General features: G+C 60.5%; 15 protein-coding genes. 9 read left to right on the top strand and 6 right to left on the bottom strand.

Features of this window, described 5'->3' with window-relative positions; all coding sequences use genetic code 11:
• Window positions 1-41 precede the first annotated feature (41 nt).
• The 4 genes from AB2L51_RS09745 (at window position 42) to AB2L51_RS09730 (ending at window position 4,776) form a co-directional block, all read left to right on the top strand.
• On the top strand, window positions 42-1,751 hold the full coding sequence (locus AB2L51_RS09745; protein WP_395582251.1) for a copper resistance system multicopper oxidase: 1,710 nt from the start codon (window positions 42-44) through the stop codon (window positions 1,749-1,751).
• A gap of 95 nt (window positions 1,752-1,846) precedes the next feature.
• Window positions 1,847-2,788 carry a copper resistance protein B gene (locus tag AB2L51_RS09740; RefSeq protein ID WP_395582265.1) on the top strand — a complete coding sequence of 314 codons (942 nt, stop codon included), beginning with the start codon at window positions 1,847-1,849 and terminating at the stop codon, window positions 2,786-2,788.
• A 159-nt stretch (window positions 2,789-2,947) separates the two neighbouring features.
• Window positions 2,948-3,280, top strand: coding sequence for a metal-sensitive transcriptional regulator (locus AB2L51_RS09735; protein ID WP_395582252.1), 333 nt, complete (start codon window positions 2,948-2,950; stop codon window positions 3,278-3,280).
• A gap of 212 nt (window positions 3,281-3,492) precedes the next feature.
• The gene (locus tag AB2L51_RS09730) at window positions 3,493-4,776 is read left to right on the top strand and encodes a DEAD/DEAH box helicase (RefSeq protein WP_166111496.1); all 1,284 of its coding nucleotides are present in this window, start codon (window positions 3,493-3,495) and stop codon (window positions 4,774-4,776) included.
• A 73-nt stretch (window positions 4,777-4,849) separates the two neighbouring features.
• Here the strand turns inward: AB2L51_RS09730 and AB2L51_RS09725 are convergent, their stop codons facing one another.
• From AB2L51_RS09725 to miaA, 5 genes are all read right to left on the bottom strand, one after another.
• Window positions 4,850-6,313, bottom strand: a complete 1,464-nt coding sequence (locus AB2L51_RS09725; RefSeq protein WP_395582253.1) for a catalase — start codon at window positions 6,311-6,313, stop codon at window positions 4,850-4,852.
• Between the two features lie 233 nt (window positions 6,314-6,546).
• Complete coding sequence (gene ilvC / locus AB2L51_RS09720) at window positions 6,547-7,566, bottom strand: ketol-acid reductoisomerase (RefSeq protein ID WP_395582266.1); 1,020 nt, start codon at window positions 7,564-7,566, stop codon at window positions 6,547-6,549.
• 62 nt (window positions 7,567-7,628) lie between these two features.
• Window positions 7,629-8,147: an acetolactate synthase small subunit gene (gene ilvN, locus AB2L51_RS09715; protein WP_166112078.1), complete on the bottom strand. Its 519-nt coding sequence runs from the start codon at window positions 8,145-8,147 to the stop codon at window positions 7,629-7,631.
• Between the two features lie 65 nt (window positions 8,148-8,212).
• Window positions 8,213-10,027 carry a biosynthetic-type acetolactate synthase large subunit gene (ilvB, locus tag AB2L51_RS09710; protein WP_395582254.1) on the bottom strand — a complete coding sequence of 605 codons (1,815 nt, stop codon included), beginning with the start codon at window positions 10,025-10,027 and terminating at the stop codon, window positions 8,213-8,215.
• 39 nt (window positions 10,028-10,066) lie between these two features.
• A complete protein-coding gene (gene miaA / locus AB2L51_RS09705; protein ID WP_395582255.1) occupies window positions 10,067-11,095 on the bottom strand; it encodes a tRNA (adenosine(37)-N6)-dimethylallyltransferase MiaA in 1,029 nt (342 codons plus the stop codon).
• A 30-nt stretch (window positions 11,096-11,125) separates the two neighbouring features.
• Between miaA and serB the strand changes: the two genes are divergently transcribed.
• The 4 genes from serB (at window position 11,126) to AB2L51_RS09685 (ending at window position 13,911) form a co-directional block, all read left to right on the top strand.
• Complete coding sequence (gene serB / locus AB2L51_RS09700) at window positions 11,126-12,013, top strand: phosphoserine phosphatase SerB (protein WP_395582256.1); 888 nt, start codon at window positions 11,126-11,128, stop codon at window positions 12,011-12,013.
• 47 nt (window positions 12,014-12,060) lie between these two features.
• Window positions 12,061-12,255, top strand: a complete 195-nt coding sequence (locus AB2L51_RS09695) for a hypothetical protein (protein ID WP_395582257.1) — start codon at window positions 12,061-12,063, stop codon at window positions 12,253-12,255.
• A gap of 173 nt (window positions 12,256-12,428) precedes the next feature.
• On the top strand, window positions 12,429-12,695 hold the full coding sequence (locus AB2L51_RS09690) for a metal-sensing transcriptional repressor (protein WP_395582258.1): 267 nt from the start codon (window positions 12,429-12,431) through the stop codon (window positions 12,693-12,695).
• A 4-nt stretch (window positions 12,696-12,699) separates the two neighbouring features.
• A complete protein-coding gene (locus tag AB2L51_RS09685; RefSeq protein ID WP_395582259.1) occupies window positions 12,700-13,911 on the top strand; it encodes an MFS transporter in 1,212 nt (403 codons plus the stop codon).
• An 83-nt stretch (window positions 13,912-13,994) separates the two neighbouring features.
• Here AB2L51_RS09685 and AB2L51_RS09680 read toward each other — a convergent pair whose 3' ends face one another.
• Window positions 13,995-15,026, bottom strand: a complete 1,032-nt coding sequence (locus tag AB2L51_RS09680) for a mitochondrial fission ELM1 family protein (protein WP_395582260.1) — start codon at window positions 15,024-15,026, stop codon at window positions 13,995-13,997.
• 133 nt (window positions 15,027-15,159) lie between these two features.
• Between AB2L51_RS09680 and AB2L51_RS09675 the strand changes: the two genes are divergently transcribed.
• Window positions 15,160-16,386 carry a DEAD/DEAH box helicase gene (locus tag AB2L51_RS09675; RefSeq protein ID WP_395582261.1) on the top strand — a complete coding sequence of 409 codons (1,227 nt, stop codon included), beginning with the start codon at window positions 15,160-15,162 and terminating at the stop codon, window positions 16,384-16,386.
• The last annotated feature ends 263 nt before the right edge of the window (window positions 16,387-16,649 follow it).

Below are 16,649 nucleotides of genomic sequence, written 5' to 3'. Positions count from 1 at the left end.
GACGCCCTGCCCCGTGCAGAGCGTGCAGTATGGACCAGACCATGCCCAATTCCTCCCTCCGTCATGGCAGGGGCATTGCACGCCGCCAGTTTATAACTGGCGCCAGCGCACTTGCCGCCATGACCACTCTGCCTGCCGTCCCCCGTGCACAGGCCGATACCCTGTCTGCCCCCGTCATCCCCCCCAACCCACAGCAGGTTTATGACCTGACCATAAGCCCGATGGCCTGCACCATTGCCGGCAAAACCCAGACCATACCGGCCATGAACGGCAGCATGCCCGGCCCCACCCTGCGCTGGCGCGAGGGGGAGATGGTAACCCTGAACGTGCATAACCATCTGGCCGAGGATACCTCCATCCACTGGCACGGCATACGCTGCCCGGCCGATATGGACGGCGTACCAGGCCTGAGCTTTGGCGGCATTGCGCCGGGGCGGAGCTTTACGTACCGTTTTCCCGTCAAACAGAGCGGAACCTACTGGTACCACAGCCACTCCAACATGCAGGAAGCGCGCGGGCTGTATGGGGCCATTATCATAGACCCCCGCACTCCACCGACCACAACATGGGAGCGGGATTACGTTATCCTTCTCTCCGACTGGTCGGACGTGGCCCCGCACGACATTATGAACAACCTGAAATTTCAGGACGACTACTACAACTTTCGCCAAAGGACGGCTGTCTCCCTTGTGCATGACGCCAAGCGGGATGGTCTGGGGGCCGCCATAAAAAACCGCCTGCAATGGGCAGGCATGAACATGTCCGCCACCGATATTTCAGACGTAAGCGGGATTATTTACACCTACCTGATGAACGGCTGCACGCCCGACACCAACTGGACCGGGCTGTTCCGCCCTAACGAGCGGGTCAGGCTGCGCTTTATCAACGCCTCTTCCATGACCTTTTACGACATCCGCATTCCCGGCCTGCAAATGGATGTGGTGCAGGCCGATGGCAACGACGTGGAACCCGTGCGGGTTGATGAGTTCCGCATTGGTGTGGCCGAAACCTACGACTGCATCGTGCAGCCCACAGACAGCAGAGCCTACACCATTTTTGCCCAGACGGAGGACCGCACGGGCTTTGCGCGCGGCACGCTGGCCCCCGTGCGGGGTATGCGGGCCGCCATTCCCCCCATGGACCCACGCCCCGTACGCACCATGCTGGACATGGGCATGCCCCCAGCCATGCAGGGCATGGACATGAAAGGCATGGATATGTCGGGCCCCAAACCACCTGCCGCCCACACGCCACCGCTGAATGTTGAAAACCAGAACATTGCCCGCATGCCCACCGACCGGCTGGCTGATCCGGGGGATGGACTGCGCGATAATGGCCGCAGGGTGCTCACCTACGCCGATCTGCGCGCCCTGCACCCGGTGGCGGACACACGCCCCCCCTCGCGCGAGATCACGCTCCACCTGACCGGCAACATGGAGCGCTACATATGGGGCTTTGACGGCAAAAAGTTCTCCGAAGCAGAGCCAATTCCCCTGCGGCTGGGTGAACGTGTCCGCTTTACCCTGATCAATGACACCATGATGGAACACCCCATTCATCTGCACGGATTCTGGAGCGAGCTGGAAAACGGGCAAGGCGCTTACAACCCGGTCAAACATACCATTATCGTGCAGCCGGGGAGCAAGCTCAGCTACCTTGTCTCGGCCGATACACCCGGATTATGGGCCTATCATTGCCACCTGCTCTACCATATGGACCTTGGCATGTTCCGCACCGTGGTGGTGTCATGAGCAGATACACGCCCGCCGCCTGCGCGGCCCTGCTGCTGCTTGGCATAAACCTGCCCAACACCAGCCCAGCCCATGCCGCCAGCCCACAGCCCGCCATGGCGGGTATGGCAGGCATGGAGGATATGCCCGGCATGGACATGAGCGAGGGCATGGATATGCCAGCCCACCCGGCCCCGCAGGCCCCCACGCATGGTGCGGCCCACCCTGCCCCCGCCGCCCGTGCCAGCACGCCACCACCAGCCACTTCCGCCACCAGCGGGGTGAGCATACACCCCCCAGCCTCCGGTACATTCCGCGTGAGCCTGCCCCCCTTGGCACCCAGCAGCCAGTGGCCGTCGACCCCACCGGCAACACCGGTCGTGCATTATATGCACAACATTCCCCCGGTCATGGACCACAGCACTTATTTTCATATTCTGATGGAGCAGTTTGAAGGCCGCTACACAGCGGGGGACAGCCTGCTGCGCTATTCCGGGCAAAGCTGGTTTGGCACCGACCATGACAAGCTCTGGATCAAATCCGAAGGCACGGTGGACGGGCACCGCCATATGAGTGATGGCGACCACGAATTTTTATATGACCACGCTATTTCCACCTATTTTGACCTACAGGCCGGTGTGCGGCTTGATCTGGATAGTGGCCCAACCCGTGCGTGGGGGGCTGTTGGGGTGCAGGGGCTTGCCCTGTACTTTTTTGATGTGTCAGCCACAGCCTATTTTAATGCCCAAGGTGTGGCGGGCAAGCTGGAAGGCTCCTATGACCTGCTGATTACCAACCGCCTGATCCTGCAACCTCAGGCGGAGTTCAACTTCTATTCCCATACCGATGCCCAGCGCGACGTCAGCCGGGGTTTTTCCGACATTGATGCGGGTTTGCGCCTGCGTTACGAATTCAAGCGCAAAATAGCCCCCTATATTGCCGTGACCTATGCCGGTCATTACGGCAATACCGCAAACCGCAGGCCCAACTGGCGCGGCACAGCCGATAACGGGCCAGAGGACATCCGCTTTACCTTTGGCGTGCGCACGTGGTTCTAACTCCTGCCAGCGCCTGAGCGCATACTCTCTTTTGCGTCCGGCGCGCAGACACTCTACACAGGGAACAAGACCACACTCCGGGGCGGCTGCGGGGCCTGAAAGGTTCCTCACCCGTTCCGGCCCCTGCCTCTTCTTGTTCGGAACAGCCTGTAGAAGCCCATGTCCACAGACAAACCCGGTTGCCATGCCTGCACACCCCCCGTCCCGGCCAGCACGGAACGACACGTGACCCAGCCGGACAAGACTGCCCTGATCAACCGCCTCAAACGGATTGAGGGACAGGTTGGGGGGATATTGAACATGGTGCAGGATGACCGCTACTGCGTGGATATTCTGACCCAGCTTTCCGCCGTCAAATCCGCACTGGATGGTGTGGGAGTGCAGATCCTGACATCCCACGCCAAAGGCTGCGTGCGCACCGCCATTGCTGAAAACGGCGGGGAGGAAGCGCTGGAGGAACTGATGGGTGTTATCCGCAAAATGGTAAAATAGGGCATTCTGCAAAAAGACCGCCTCCCCACACGACCGCCATGATGCTGAGACGCCGCGGCACACCACGGCAGAAGCAGCTTTGGCGCGTGAGCAGAACATTCCCTCCACGCTATATTGACCCGGCCAGACATCCTCCGTAAAAAGCGTCAGTTTTCATCCCGCGATGCCCCATCAGGCGCAGCTTTACTGAGCGCCGGAGGCGCCGCTTTCCCATGTCCATGACTTTTGCCGACCTCTCCCTGATGGAGCCGCTGCTCCTTGCTCTGGCCGAGGCAGGGTACGTAAGCCCCACCCCCATTCAGGCCCAGTCCATTCCTCTGCTGCTTGAAGGCCGTGACCTGCTGGGTCTGGCGCAAACAGGCACGGGCAAAACAGCCTCTTTTGCGCTGCCACTCCTGCACCGCCTTGCCACAAACCCGCGCCCCGCCCCCAAAGGAGGCGCGCGTATTCTGGTTCTGGCCCCCACGCGTGAGCTTGTGTCCCAGATTGCCGATGGTTTTGAAAACTTTGGCCGCCACCTGCCCTTTAGCGTAACAACGGTATTTGGCGGCGTAAGCCAGATGCATCAGGTCAACGCGCTCAGGGACGGTGTGGATATTCTTGTTGCCGCCCCCGGACGCCTGCTGGACCTGATCGAACAGGGGCTTTGCGACCTGTCGCAGCTTGAAGCCCTGGTGCTGGACGAAGCCGACCAGATGCTCGATATGGGCTTTGCCAAACCGATAGAGCGGATTGTGGCAACCCTGCCCAAAGACCGGCATACCGTGCTGTTTTCCGCCACCATGCCCAAATCCATTGCCGCACTGGTGGAAAACCTCCTGCGCGATCCGGCCAAGGTGGAAATTGCCCCACCCTCCACCACCGTGGACCGGATTGAACAGTCGGTCATGTTTGTGAACGCCGCCGACAAAAAAACAGCCCTGCTCGCGCAGTTGCAGGAACCTGACATTGGTCAGGCGGTTGTTTTTACCTTGCAGAAAAACATTGCCAACGAAGTCTGCTCTTTTCTGACCGATGCCGGAATTACGGCGGAAGCCCTGCACGGCAACCGTTCACAGGGGCAGCGGGAGCGCGCGCTCAATGCCTTCCGTGAGGGCACGGTGCAGGTTCTGGTTGCCACGGATATTGCAGCCCGCGGGATTGATGTGGATACGGTCACGCATGTTTTTAACCACGACCTGCCTAGCCTGCCCGAAAGTTATGTCCACCGCATAGGCCGCACCGGGCGCGCGGGGCGGCGTGGCATTGCCGTAACCCTGTGCGATGCCGAGCAGCGCGCATGGCTCCATGATGTGGAACGTGAGATCGGGCAGACCCTGAGCGTCCATACCGAGCATGAATGGCACTCAGAAGACGCCCGGAACTCCACCATGCGCGCCCCCGTGCTGGGTGGTGGGCCAGTCAAACAGGTCAAACCGCAGGTCAAGCGTGAACGCAAGGTCTGGACTGAGGAAGAAAAACAGGCCGCACGCGCTGCATCCCAAAAAACAGCCTGAATAATAGAGCCATTTTTACAGGCAGGCATGGCGGAACGCTGCCATGTCCGCCCCGCCTGCCGCACGCATGGGGTTAGTCCCGTGCGGCAGCCACGCCATCGCGCACGCGCTGGCCTATGGTGGCATCAATATTCTTCCAGTATTCAAACACCCGGGACAGAACAGGTTCCTCAACACCCTGTAGAACATGGCCGACAATATTGCTCACCAGCCTGTCCCGCGCGGCACTGTCCATAACGCGGTTGATCAGGATATTGGCCTGCGCAAAATCATCATCATCGACGCGTAAGGTGTAGGCCTCCCGCACAAAGGCTCCATCGGCCTCCCAGACTGCGTTATCTGGAAAACGCTGTGCATCCGCCACCGGACCACCCTTGGAGTTGGGCACATAAGCCGGGTCATGCGCGGGATGCATGCGCATTGTGCCGCCCTTGGTGTACCCATGAACGGGGCATTTGGGTGCGTTAACCGGGATCTGCTTGTAATTCACGCCAAGGCGTGCGCGGTGGGCGTCCGCATAAGCAAAAGCGCGACCGAGCAACATCTTGTCAGGAGACAGGCCGGTGCCGGGTACAAAATTGTTCGGTTCAAACGCAAGCTGTTCGATCTGGGAATGAAAATCCGTTGGGTTCCGGTCAAGCGTGAGCCTGCCGACATCAGTCAGCGGATAGTCCTCATGCGGCCAGACCTTGGTCAGATCAAACGGGTTGATGTGGTAGGTTCTGGCATCCTCATACGGCATGATCTGCATTTTGAGCGTCCAGCTCGGATACTCCCCACGCCTGATTGCCGCGTACAGGTCCCGGCGGTGATAATCCGCGTCCTGCCCGGCAATTTTACCGGCCTGCTCCTGCGTCAGGCACTGAATGCCCTGATCGGTTTTGAAGTGGTATTTAACCCAGAACCGCTCCCCCCGTGCATTGACCCACATGTAGGTATGGCTGGAAAAACCATCCATATGCCGCCATGATGCCGGAATACCCCGGTCCCCCATAAGCCAGGTAACCTGATGTGCGGTTTCCGGGCTCAGGGTCCAGAAATCCCACTGCATGTCGTTGTCACGCAGGCCGTTATCGACCCGGCGCTTCTGGGAATGGATGAAATGCTGGAATTTGAGCGGGTCACGCACAAAGAAGATCGGCGTATTGTTGCCGACCATATCAAAGTTGCCTTCATCCGTATAAAACTTCAGGGCAAAACCGCGCGGGTCCCGCCATGTATCGGGGCTGCCAGCCTCCCCCGCCACGGTTGAAAACCGGGCCACAACCTCGGTTCTGGCACCCGGCTGCAAAAACTTCGCACAGGTGTACTCACTTATATCGTGCGTGACTTCAAACGTACCAAATGCGCCACTCCCTTTGGCATGGGGCTGGCGGTCGGGGATCATCTCGCGATTAAAAGCCGCCATCTGCTCGATCAGGTAATGATCATGCAGAACAATAGGGCCATTCGCACCAACAGTCAGCGAATGTTCATCGCTCGAAACCGGGATACCGGATTCCGTTGTGTGTATTTTCATGGTTGAATCATGTGTCACTACGGTCTCCTTCGCATGTTCGCCGTACACTGAAGGCAACGCATATCCTGTGCCGGGTGTTCACTGCCTGCGCATCACTTTTTCCGGCAAGGGCCAATCATGGGCTCAGATGCGTGGTCGTACGCCACCCCTACAGACCGAGGGGCCACACACTGCAAGACACAAAAAAGGCTCCCCCACCATCTGGCGGGGGAGCCTTTAAGCACAGCGTAAACGCCGTAAGGGTCGCAGTCTTAGTTCTTGGTTTTGTCAACCAGACGGGACTTGGCGATCCAGGGCATCATGCCACGCAGCTTTTCGCCAACGGCTTCAATCTGGTGGGCATCGTTACGAGCGCGGGTGGCTTTGAAGAACACGTTGCCGGACTTGTTTTCCAGCACGAAGTTGCGCACGAAGGTGCCATTCTGGATGTCCGTCAGGATGTCCTTCATGGCCTTCTTGCTTTCCGCCGTGATCACGCGCGGGCCGGACACATACTCACCATATTCCGCAGTATTGGAGATGGAGTAGTTCATGTTGGCAATGCCGCCTTCGTAGATCAGGTCCACGATCAGCTTCATTTCGTGCAGGCATTCAAAGTAAGCCATTTCCGGGGCGTAACCGCCTTCGACCAGCGTTTCAAAGCCAGCGCGGATCAGTTCGACCAGACCACCGCAGAGCACGGCCTGCTCACCAAACAGGTCGGTTTCCACTTCTTCCTTGAAGGACGTTTCGATCGTGCCTGCACGGCCACCACCAATGGCGGAAGCGTAGGACAGGGCGATGTCCAGAGCCTTGCCGGACTTGTCCTGTGCAATGGCCACCAGGCAGGGCACGCCGCCGCCACGCTGGTATTCGGAACGCACGGTGTGGCCGGGGCCTTTGGGTGCGATCAGGAACACGTCCAGATCAGGGCGGGCTTCGATCAGGCGGAAATGGATGGACAGACCATGAGCAAAGGCCAGAGCGGCACCCGGCTTGAGGTTCTTTTCCAGAGATTCGGTGTACAGTGTGCCCTGACCTTCATCGGGGGTCAGCACCATAACAACATCTGCCCAGGCGGCGGCCTTGTCGGGCGTCATAACCGTAAAGCCGGCATTGCGGGCTTTTTCCACTGCCGTGGAGCCTTCACGCAGGCCGATCACAACGTCGGAAACACCGCTGTCCTTCAGGTTGTTGGCATGGGCATGACCCTGGCTGCCATAACCGATAACGGCCACCTTTTTGGACTTGATCAGGTTAACGTCGGCGTCACGATCATAATACACGCGCATAGCCATTATACTTTTCTCCCTGTTGCCGGGGGTCAGTCCCCGGCGTTGCACCTGTCTATACTTCAGAAGTTCTGAATTGTCTGCGGCCCGCGGCAAATGGAGGCAACCCCGGTGCGGGACACCTCAACCAGCCCGAGCGGGCGCATCAGCTCAATAAAACTGTCCAGCTTGTCTGTGGAGCCGGTCAGTTCAAACACAAAGGAACTGGCGGTTGTATCAACCGCCCGTGCCCGAAAAGCCTGTGCAATGCGCAGGGCCTCGGTCCGTGGTTCGCCAGAGGACACCACTTTGACCAGAGCCATTTCCCGCGCCACATAAGGCCCTTCCGCCGTAAGGTTGACCACGCGCGAGACGGGGACAAGCCGCTCAAGCTGCGTTTTGACCTGCCAGATGGAAGACTGCGTGCCCGTGGTCACAATGTTTACACGGGAGGTCTGGCTGTGCTCATCCACCGGAGCCACGGTCAGGCTCTGGATGTTGTAGCCACGGCCCGAAAACAGCTCCACAATACGGGCAAGAGCACCACTCTCGTTATCCACCAGAAGGGAAATAACAGCGGAACCGGAAACTTCGACCTGCATACTCATGTTTCTCACAATCAAGGCAGAAGGGACAAGACGGAACCCGAAAGAACAGAACTGGCCAATCAGACCAGCATCTGCCCTTCCTTGCTGATCGTGGCACTGCCTGCTTCCTGCTCCGGGCCAAGGATCATCTGGTTATGGGCGGCACCAGATGGGATCATGGGGAAGCAGTTTTCCCCCTCCGCCACGCAGATATCCACCAGCACGGGACCATTATGCTCCAGTGCCTTCTGGATGGTGGCATCCAGCTCATCCAGCCGGGTGGCGCGCAGGCCGGTGGCATGGAAACTCTCCGCCAGCTTTACAAAATCCGGCAGGGCATCGGAATAGCTTTCCGAATAGCGCGAACCATGTAGCAGTTCCTGCCACTGGCGGACCATGCCCATGTAGTGGTTGTTGATGATGAAAATCTTAACCGGCAGGCGGTACTGCGCGATAGTCCCCAGTTCCTGAATGTTCATCAGGGTTGAGGCTTCCCCCGCAATATCCATGACCAGCGCATCGGGGTGTGCAATCTGCGCGCCAACGGCGGCAGGCAGGCCGTAGCCCATGGTGCCAAGCCCGCCCGATGTCAGCCAGTGGTTGGGGGCATCAAAGCGGAAGAACTGCGCAGCCCACATCTGGTGCTGCCCGACTTCGGTGGAAACATACGTATCCCGCCCGGTGTGGCGTGCCAGTTCGTAAATCCGCTGGATGGCCTGCTGCGGCTTGATCACGGCATCGGGGGCCTTGTCCTGCCCAAAGCGCAGGCAGTCCAGCGCGCGCCAGCTTTCAATCTGCGCCCACCAGGCAGCCAGGTCAGACTTATGGGCGTAGGCGGGCTGTTTTTCCCACTCCTCGATCATCAGGTCGATAATCTGCCCCACATCCCCCACAATGCCTTCGTTGACATGCACGATCTTGTTGATCTGGGAGGGATCAATATCAACATGGATTTTGAACGAGCCGGGGGAGAACGCATCCAGCCGCCCGGTTACCCGGTCATCAAACCGGCTGCCAAGGGCGATCAGCACATCGCAGCCATGGGTTGCCAGATTGGCCTCGTACGTCCCGTGCATGCCCAGCATGCCAAGGAATCGCTGGTCCGTACCGGGGAACGCCCCCAGCCCCATGAGCGTGGATGTTACGGGAAACCCCGTCAGATCCACCAGTCGCCGCAAAGCAGCACTGGCCTGCGGGCCGGAATTGATAACCCCGCCCCCCGTATAAAACAGCGGGCGTTTGCCTGCCTTCATGGCCGCTACCGCGCGGGCAATGGCCTTACGATCTGGCTGGGAACCCATGCGGGTGGTGCGCGGGGTTACGGCGTGTGCCTCCACATAAGGGGCATCGCCCACCGTAATGTTCTTGGGCAGATCAATCAGCACCGGGCCGGGGCGGCCGGAGCGGGCAATGGCAAAGGCTTCATGCACCGCAGGGGCCAGATCTTCGGGCCTGCGCACCAGATAATTGTATTTGGTGACCGGGCGGGTAATGCCCGTTGTATCCGCTTCCTGAAAAGCGTCATTGCCAATCAGGGGAGTGGGCACCTGCCCGGACAGGCAGACCAGCGGAATGGAATCCATCATAGCGTCCAGCAGGCCGGTTACGGCGTTGGTCGCCCCCGGACCACTGGTGACCAGCACCACACCCACCTTGCCGGTGGAGCGGGCATAGGCCTCCGCCGCATGCACGGCGGCCTGCTCGTGCCGCACCAGAACGTGGCGGATATGATTCTGCTTGAACAGCGCATCATAAATAGGGAGAACGGCGCCACCGGGGTAGCCAAAAATAACCTCCACACCCTGTTCGACCAATGCGCGCAGAAGAACTTCCGCACCCGGCAGGGTGATGGTTGTCTGAGCGTCCAGTGTGGTCGAACCCGTTGTGCGTGTCATAGCGTCCTCTCTTCCCGGAATTGGGAGCAGGTCGCCTGTTTAGGACCCGATACTGGGTGCGTCAATCCCCTTTAGAATAAAGGAAACAATTTCATCATACTTTCTTTCCGAAAATTGCTCAAAATCGGAGAAACAGGCATTAACCATACAGGTCAGCCCTTCCGCCGTAAGCGGGTGGTGGGCAAACCATGTGGCCTGCCGCTTGGTGTAGCGCCCTGTGGCGGCAACAGCGCGGCTTGCGGCTTCGGCCTGCGTGATCTCCCCCCGCAGCATGGCGGCCAGTTCGGGCACACCATGGGCGCGCATGACGGGCAGGTCAGGGTCCAGATTCTGTTGTAACAGGGCGCGCACCTCCTCCACGCCGCCCTGTTCCAGCATGGCGGCAAACCGGGCCTGTATGCGAGCACGCAGTTCCGCACGGGACGGGTCCAGACGCACGGCCACAAAACGGGCCGGGGCGGGCGGCAGGCCGGGCTGGGCCAGCCACCAGTCCAGCCCATGGCCTGTAGCCTGCCATACCTCCCACGCACGGGCCACACGCTGCGAATCCACTGGCTTGAGGCGTAAAGCCGTTTGCGGGTCCACCGCCATAAGCCGCGCATGCACGGCGGGAGCACCTTCCTCCGCCACCAGAGCACGGGCAGCCTTCTGCACGGCGGGGGGACTTTGTGGAATCTGGGCCAGTCCATCGGTCAGGGCGCGCATATACATGCCCGTACCCCCGCATAGTATGGGTAACTGCCCTGCGTGCCACGCCTGCTGCATGGCGGCCAGAGCCTGCTCGCGCCACCATGCCACGCTCCCCTTATGGGCTGCGGGCAGCACACCATACAGCCGGTGGGGTACGCGCTGTTCTTCCGCCACATCCGGGCGGGCGGTCAGCACACGCAGGTCTTTATAAACCTGCATGGAATCCGCGTTAATGACCACGCCCTCCAACTGCTGGGCCAGCCTGAGCGCCAGGGCGGATTTGCCCGAACAGGTCGGCCCTGCCAGCACAAGGGCCGGGGGCTGGCTTTGCGTGTAGCGGGTTGCCGGGCTGGGGCATGGGTGTTCTGCTTGCTTCATGTCCGTATTCCTGCCACACACCCAAGTGCCATGACGAGCCTTGTTCTGACCCTTGTTGCCCCCCGTGAGGCAACAACACTCGATACCGCCACAATCTCCCTCGCGCGTGATATTATCCGCGCCAGGGATGAAACCGTTATCCTCTCCCCCGGAGAGGCAGTGGATATTCCCTGCCCGGCCTGCACGCCAGACGTGCTGGCCCAGTTGCACACACATCTTGGCAACAGGGTGGACGTGGTGCTGAGCCCTGCGGAAGGCCGCCGCAAGAAGCTGCTGGTCTCGGACATGGACAGCACCATTGTCGCCAACGAAACACTCGATGATCTGGCAGCCCTTGCCGGTATTGGGGACAAGGTTGCCGCCATTACCACTCGTTCCATGAATGGCGAGCTGGATTTTGCCACCTCCCTGCGCGAACGCGTAGCCCTGCTCAAAGGCTTGCCCCAAAGCCTGCTGGAAAAAGCATGGCAGGATGTACGCCTGAACCCCGGCGCGGTGGAAATGGTGCGCACCATGCGTGCGCATGGAGCCTACACGGCGCTGGTATCGGGCGGGTTTACCTTTTTTACCTCTCGCGTGGCCGCCCTTTGCGGGTTTGAGGAAAACCACGCCAATACCCTGCTGACCGATGCGACCGGCCACCTGAGCGGCGCCCCCGGCCTGCCCATTCTGGGTGCGCAAACCAAACTGGACCTGCTCGAACAGCTCAGCACGCGCCACAAGCTGGCCCCCGAAGCCACTCTGGCCATTGGTGATGGTGCGAACGACCTGCCCATGCTGCGCGCCGCAGGGCTGGGCATTGCCTTTTTTGCCAAGCCGGTTGTGCGTCAGGCCGTAGCGGCCCAGATCAACCATACCTCGCTCCGCACCGCGCTGTTCATGCAGGGCTACCCCGCATCCGCCTTTGTAAGCGCATAACCCGTAACACCAGCCGCTGAGCGCCTGTAGAAAAGTAAGGCAGCACCATGCAGTTTGACCCAAGGGATATTTCAACCTACCCCATAGCCCGCGTACTCAGCATTGTACTGGGCGTGGGGCTGGTGCTGTACTGCTTCAACTTCTACCTGACCCTGCCACAGGACACACCCGAGCACGTCATGCGGCATGTGGCTGCGCTGATTGTCGGCACCGTTCTGCTACTGGGCAGTATCTGGATCTAGGTTCAGCCCAACCCACCCTGCTTTTTCCATAAGTGAAGCGGGCAGCACTTCCATCCTTCAGGACGCATTTTTTCCTCCCCATGCCTCCAGCACCTACCGCAAGGATGTCGCCTGCGTGAGGGGATGCGTGTTTATGCGTTGCCTACCCCTCCCCTCTAGGGTAGGGTGCCTGTATGGTTCATCACTCTCACCCCCTTATCCGGCGGCAACTGCAACAGGCCCACGGGCACCTTGCAAAAGTTATTGCCATGCTCGACGAAGGCCGAAGCTGCTCCGACCTTGCGCAACAGCTTGAGGCCGTGGAAAGCACAATCCGCAAATCCAAGCGCATGCTGGTGCAGGACCACCTTGAACACTGCATCATAGACGCCATTGCCGCAGGCGAGATCAGCCGCGAGGATGCCTTGCAGGCTTTTGCCGCCCTGACCAAATACCTGTAAGCGCATGCTGCATGTCTTGCGCCACCGCACCTACCGCCACCTGTTCGGGGCCCAGCTTGTTGCCCTGACCGGCACCGGCCTTGCCACCGTAGCACTGGGGCTGCTGGCCTTCCGCGTGGCGGGGGGGCATGCCGGGGCTGTGCTGGGCACCGCACTGGCCATAAAAATGCTGGCTTATGTGGGGCTTGCCCCCCTTGCAGCAGCCTTTGCAGGCCATCTGCCCCGCCGCACAGCACTGGTTCTGCTGGACCTTGTACGCTGTGGTGTGGCCGCCTGCCTGCCGTTTGTGAACACGGTCTGGCAGATTTACGTTCTGATCTTTATCCTTCAGGCGGCTTCTGCCGCGTTTACACCGACTTTTCAGGCGACCATCCCCGATATTCTGCCCGATGAGCAGGATTATACCGATGCGCTCTCCCTCTCCCGCATTGCGTATGACATGGAAAGCGTACTCAGCCCGTTACTGGCTGCGGCCCTGTTGAGTGTCGTGTCCTTCCACGCCCTGTTCGTGGGGACTGCACTGGGCTTTCTGGGTTCTGCCGCTCTTGTTGTCTCTGTTCGCCTGCCCGCCCCCAGACCTGCACCGCACCGGAGCGTGTACAAACGCACAACCCGTGGCATACGCCTCTACCTTGCCACTCCACGCCTGCGGGGCCTGCTGGGCATTAACATGGCCGTGGCCGCCGCGGCCTCCATCGTCCTGGTCAACACGGTTGTTTATGTGCAGGGCATATTCGGGCTGGGGCAGAGCGCAACAGCGCTCGCACTGGCCTGCTTTGGGGCTGGCTCCATGCTGGCAGCCCTTGGTCTGCCCCGCGTGCTGGCACACTGGGCGGACCGTACAGTCATGCTGGGTGGGGCCAGTGTCCTGTGTGTGGGGGCTGCTCTGGCCACAGGTTTGCCCGGCTATGGCTGGTTGCTGCCACTCTGGGCTATGCTGGGCATTGGGTATTCCGTTGCGCAAACACCATCTGGCCGCCTGCTCCGCCGCTCCGGCACAGCGGAAGACAGACCCGCGCTGTTCGCGGCCCAGTTTTCGCTCTCTCATCTATGCTGGTTGCTGGCTTACCCGCTTGCCGGACGCGTGGGGGCTGCGTTTGGACTGCCTGTTGCCGCTATGGGGTTATGCGTGCTGGCCGTTATGGCCACGGTGCTGGCGTCTCTGATCTGGCCCGCACACAACCCGGACACCCCCGAACCTTTACCACCCCGGTAGCCTGAGACAGCCCCACCAGAGCCCGCCGGACCAGAAGCCGCACAACAGATGCGGCCCCTGCCCTTCCATGCACTCTGGGCGGGCTAGAACCCGAGCCTGCTGTGCATTTCCTCCACCAGTTCTGTCGCGTCGTCCAGTGGGGTCACGTTCCATGGCGTGGGCAGGCGGATGGCACTCTCACCCAGCACACGCACGCGCCCGGCCAGTTCAAGTTCTTCAACAAACTCATTGATCCGACGGGATTTGCCGGGCAGCGGAAAAACCGTAACAGGCGCACGCCCTGCCACAGATTCGGACATCATGGAAACGCTGTCTATGGTTACAAGCAGGCTGTCGGCACAGGCGATCAGCCCGATATAGGGGTTATCCCCCTCCCCATCCCATACAAAGCCGCCTGCGGGTTCTATAATTTCCTTCAGCGCAGCCAGTGCCTGCGGGTCTGTCCGGCGTGAGGCGGTCACAATCAGGCTGCCGCCTTCATCCTTGCGGGTCTGCACCAGCACATGGGCCAGTCTGCGGGCTTCTGCCTCACCTAAATGGAAGCGCCCGTTGGAACCGCCAACAAGGGCCGCTACCAGCGGGCGGGGCAAATGGGCAAGCCGTGGCTCCCACTCCTGCCGGGCGTTTGCAAGCTCCTCGGGGGTAAGGCCATGCAGCGCGGTGCGGCCCAACAGAACATTGGGGCCAGAAATATCGTCATGTCGGCAGGCCAGAATCAGGTCAAAGCGGGCGAGCGACTGCCGGGGGTTCTGAATCTGCACCACCGGACGGTGGCGCGCGCGCAGGGCCGCCCCAATGGCACCACCCTTGCCGCCAATGCTGATCACCACATCCGAGCGCAGCAGATCCTTGTGGGATTCCAGTAACTGCCCGCTGCTACCGCGCAGGCATGTCCGGCCAAGCCAGCGCGGGCCAGCCAGAGCCACACGCGCCACACGGCCGGGGCATACAGGCTGGAACGCACCGTCCCACCCGGCACGGTGGGCAAGCCCCAATGCCTGCGAACGCATACCGGCAAAATTCTCCCCCACCACAAAAGCACGCGGGACCGCTCGGGGCAAATCCCCTACCGGGTTTGAACCAGTTTGCGCACCTGCATACATTGCGCTCGCCATAACGCGCATTCCTCCGCTACACATCGGCCTTTGCAACCACGCGCCCTGCATGGTCCGCTTTGTCCTTGCTATCGGTTTATCTTTAAAAGCAAGGCACCTTGTACGCATTACAGACCACAAGAAAGGCAACAGTATGTCCGCTAGCTTCAAGGATACGGGTCTGTCTCCAGCCCTTTGCGCCCATGCACAGCAGGCGGGAATGACACATCCGACCCCCATCCAGCTGGCGGCCATTCCCGCGGCACTGGAAGGGCGGGACATTCTGGCCACCGCCCCGACCGGCACCGGCAAAACGGCAGCTTATGCGCTGCCCATGCTGCACAGGCTGCTCAAGGCCCGCAAACCCCGCACACTGCTGGTTATGGTCCCCACGCGTGAACTTGTGTTGCAGACCGCCAGAGTCTTTCGCGCCTGTCTGGGGGAAGGGGATACAAAGCAGGCGAACACCAGAACGCACACCCCCCCCATTATCTGCCTGTATGGCGGCGCGGACCGGGATGAGCAGGCCGCAGAACTCATCCAGACCAGTGGCATGAGCCGTATTCTCATTGCAACACCGGGGCGTCTGCTGGACTTTATTGGCACGGGCACGTGCGACCTTGCGGACTGCTTCCAGCTTGTGATGGACGAGAGCGACCGCCTGTTCACCCACGAGTTTGAGGAGGAAACCCGCACCATCCTCAACTACCTGCCCACACCACGCCAGACACTGGCCTTTTCCGCCACCATGCCCGCCGCCTGCAAGGCCATGCTGGCCAGCATTGTGCACAAGCCGCTGGAGCTGAGTGTTGAAAAACCACCCGAGGAGCGCCCCGCCATCCGTCAGGGTGTGCTGTTTATGGAAGACGAGCAGAAGGCAGCCTTCCTCAAGACGTTTTTTGGTCGCAGCCCCAAAACACGCAGCATCGTGTTTGTCCGCACCAAAGCGGAGGCGGATGTGCTGGCCGCCACACTCAAAAAAGCGCGTCTGGCCGTAGCCCCCCTGCACGGGGACCTTACACAGGACAAACGCACAAGCACGGTAGCCAGCTTTGGCTCTGGCCGCCTGTTTATTCTGGTCGCAACCGATGTAGCCGCCCGCGGGCTGGATATTGCCTCGGTCACGCAGGTCATTAACTACGATGTGCCCGAACAGCCCGAAACCTACCTGCACCGCATTGGCCGCACGGGCCGCGCGGGGCAGAAGGGCTCTGCGCTCACCCTGTGTTCGGGGGCGGAACGCAAACGCCTGCGGCAGGTGGAAGTTGGCGCGCATGTCAAACTCCGCGTGCTCAGCACGGAGCAGGCACTCCCGCCAGCAACGCCGTCTGGCCCGCGTGCAGGGGCAGGCAAGCCCCGCCCAAAAACCAAAGGCGCATAATCCCCCCCAACACCACAACGCGGGCATGTCCCTCATACCCGCAACCATTCCACACCCGCTTGCAGGGAGGGGATTGCAGCCACACGCAACCCGAACCATACTCAGGCCATGTGGTGCAGTTTTTTTCTTCCTCACCCATTATGCCGATCTTTGGGGACAACACTCCGTTGCAAAGCACCGGGGCAGCCATGAGCTGTGCCGCAAAGCGCAAACGGGGTGGCAAAAGCTCTTACCGCTTCCGCACCCTGTCAGAAGTTCTGCCA

It is taken from the genome of Acetobacter fabarum (genome assembly GCF_040702925.2).
Classification (GTDB): domain Bacteria; phylum Pseudomonadota; class Alphaproteobacteria; order Acetobacterales; family Acetobacteraceae; genus Acetobacter; species Acetobacter fabarum_B.
Note: the sequence above shows the minus strand (reverse complement) of the source record. Positions and strands in the feature narration are given on the sequence as shown.

Bases quoted from the DNA above. Each gene is read 5' to 3' on its own strand.
- AB2L51_RS09745 (WP_395582251.1), top strand. From the start codon at position 42: ATGCCCAATTCCTCCCTCCGTCATGGCAGGGGCATTGCACGCCGCCAG.
- AB2L51_RS09740 (WP_395582265.1), top strand. From the start codon at position 1,847: ATGGCGGGTATGGCAGGCATGGAGGATATGCCCGGCATGGACATGAGC.
- AB2L51_RS09735 (WP_395582252.1), top strand. From the start codon at position 2,948: ATGTCCACAGACAAACCCGGTTGCCATGCCTGCACACCCCCCGTCCCG.
- AB2L51_RS09730 (WP_166111496.1), top strand. From the start codon at position 3,493: ATGTCCATGACTTTTGCCGACCTCTCCCTGATGGAGCCGCTGCTCCTT.
- ilvC (WP_395582266.1), bottom strand. From the start codon at position 7,566: ATGCGCGTGTATTATGATCGTGACGCCGACGTTAACCTGATCAAGTCC.
- ilvN (WP_166112078.1), bottom strand. From the start codon at position 8,147: ATGCAGGTCGAAGTTTCCGGTTCCGCTGTTATTTCCCTTCTGGTGGAT.
- ilvB (WP_395582254.1), bottom strand. From the start codon at position 10,027: ATGACACGCACAACGGGTTCGACCACACTGGACGCTCAGACAACCATC.
- miaA (WP_395582255.1), bottom strand. From the start codon at position 11,095: ATGAAGCAAGCAGAACACCCATGCCCCAGCCCGGCAACCCGCTACACG.
- serB (WP_395582256.1), top strand. From the start codon at position 11,126: ATGACGAGCCTTGTTCTGACCCTTGTTGCCCCCCGTGAGGCAACAACA.
- AB2L51_RS09695 (WP_395582257.1), top strand. From the start codon at position 12,061: ATGCAGTTTGACCCAAGGGATATTTCAACCTACCCCATAGCCCGCGTA.
- AB2L51_RS09690 (WP_395582258.1), top strand. From the start codon at position 12,429: ATGGTTCATCACTCTCACCCCCTTATCCGGCGGCAACTGCAACAGGCC.
- AB2L51_RS09685 (WP_395582259.1), top strand. From the start codon at position 12,700: ATGCTGCATGTCTTGCGCCACCGCACCTACCGCCACCTGTTCGGGGCC.
- AB2L51_RS09680 (WP_395582260.1), bottom strand. From the start codon at position 15,026: ATGGCGAGCGCAATGTATGCAGGTGCGCAAACTGGTTCAAACCCGGTA.
- AB2L51_RS09675 (WP_395582261.1), top strand. From the start codon at position 15,160: ATGTCCGCTAGCTTCAAGGATACGGGTCTGTCTCCAGCCCTTTGCGCC.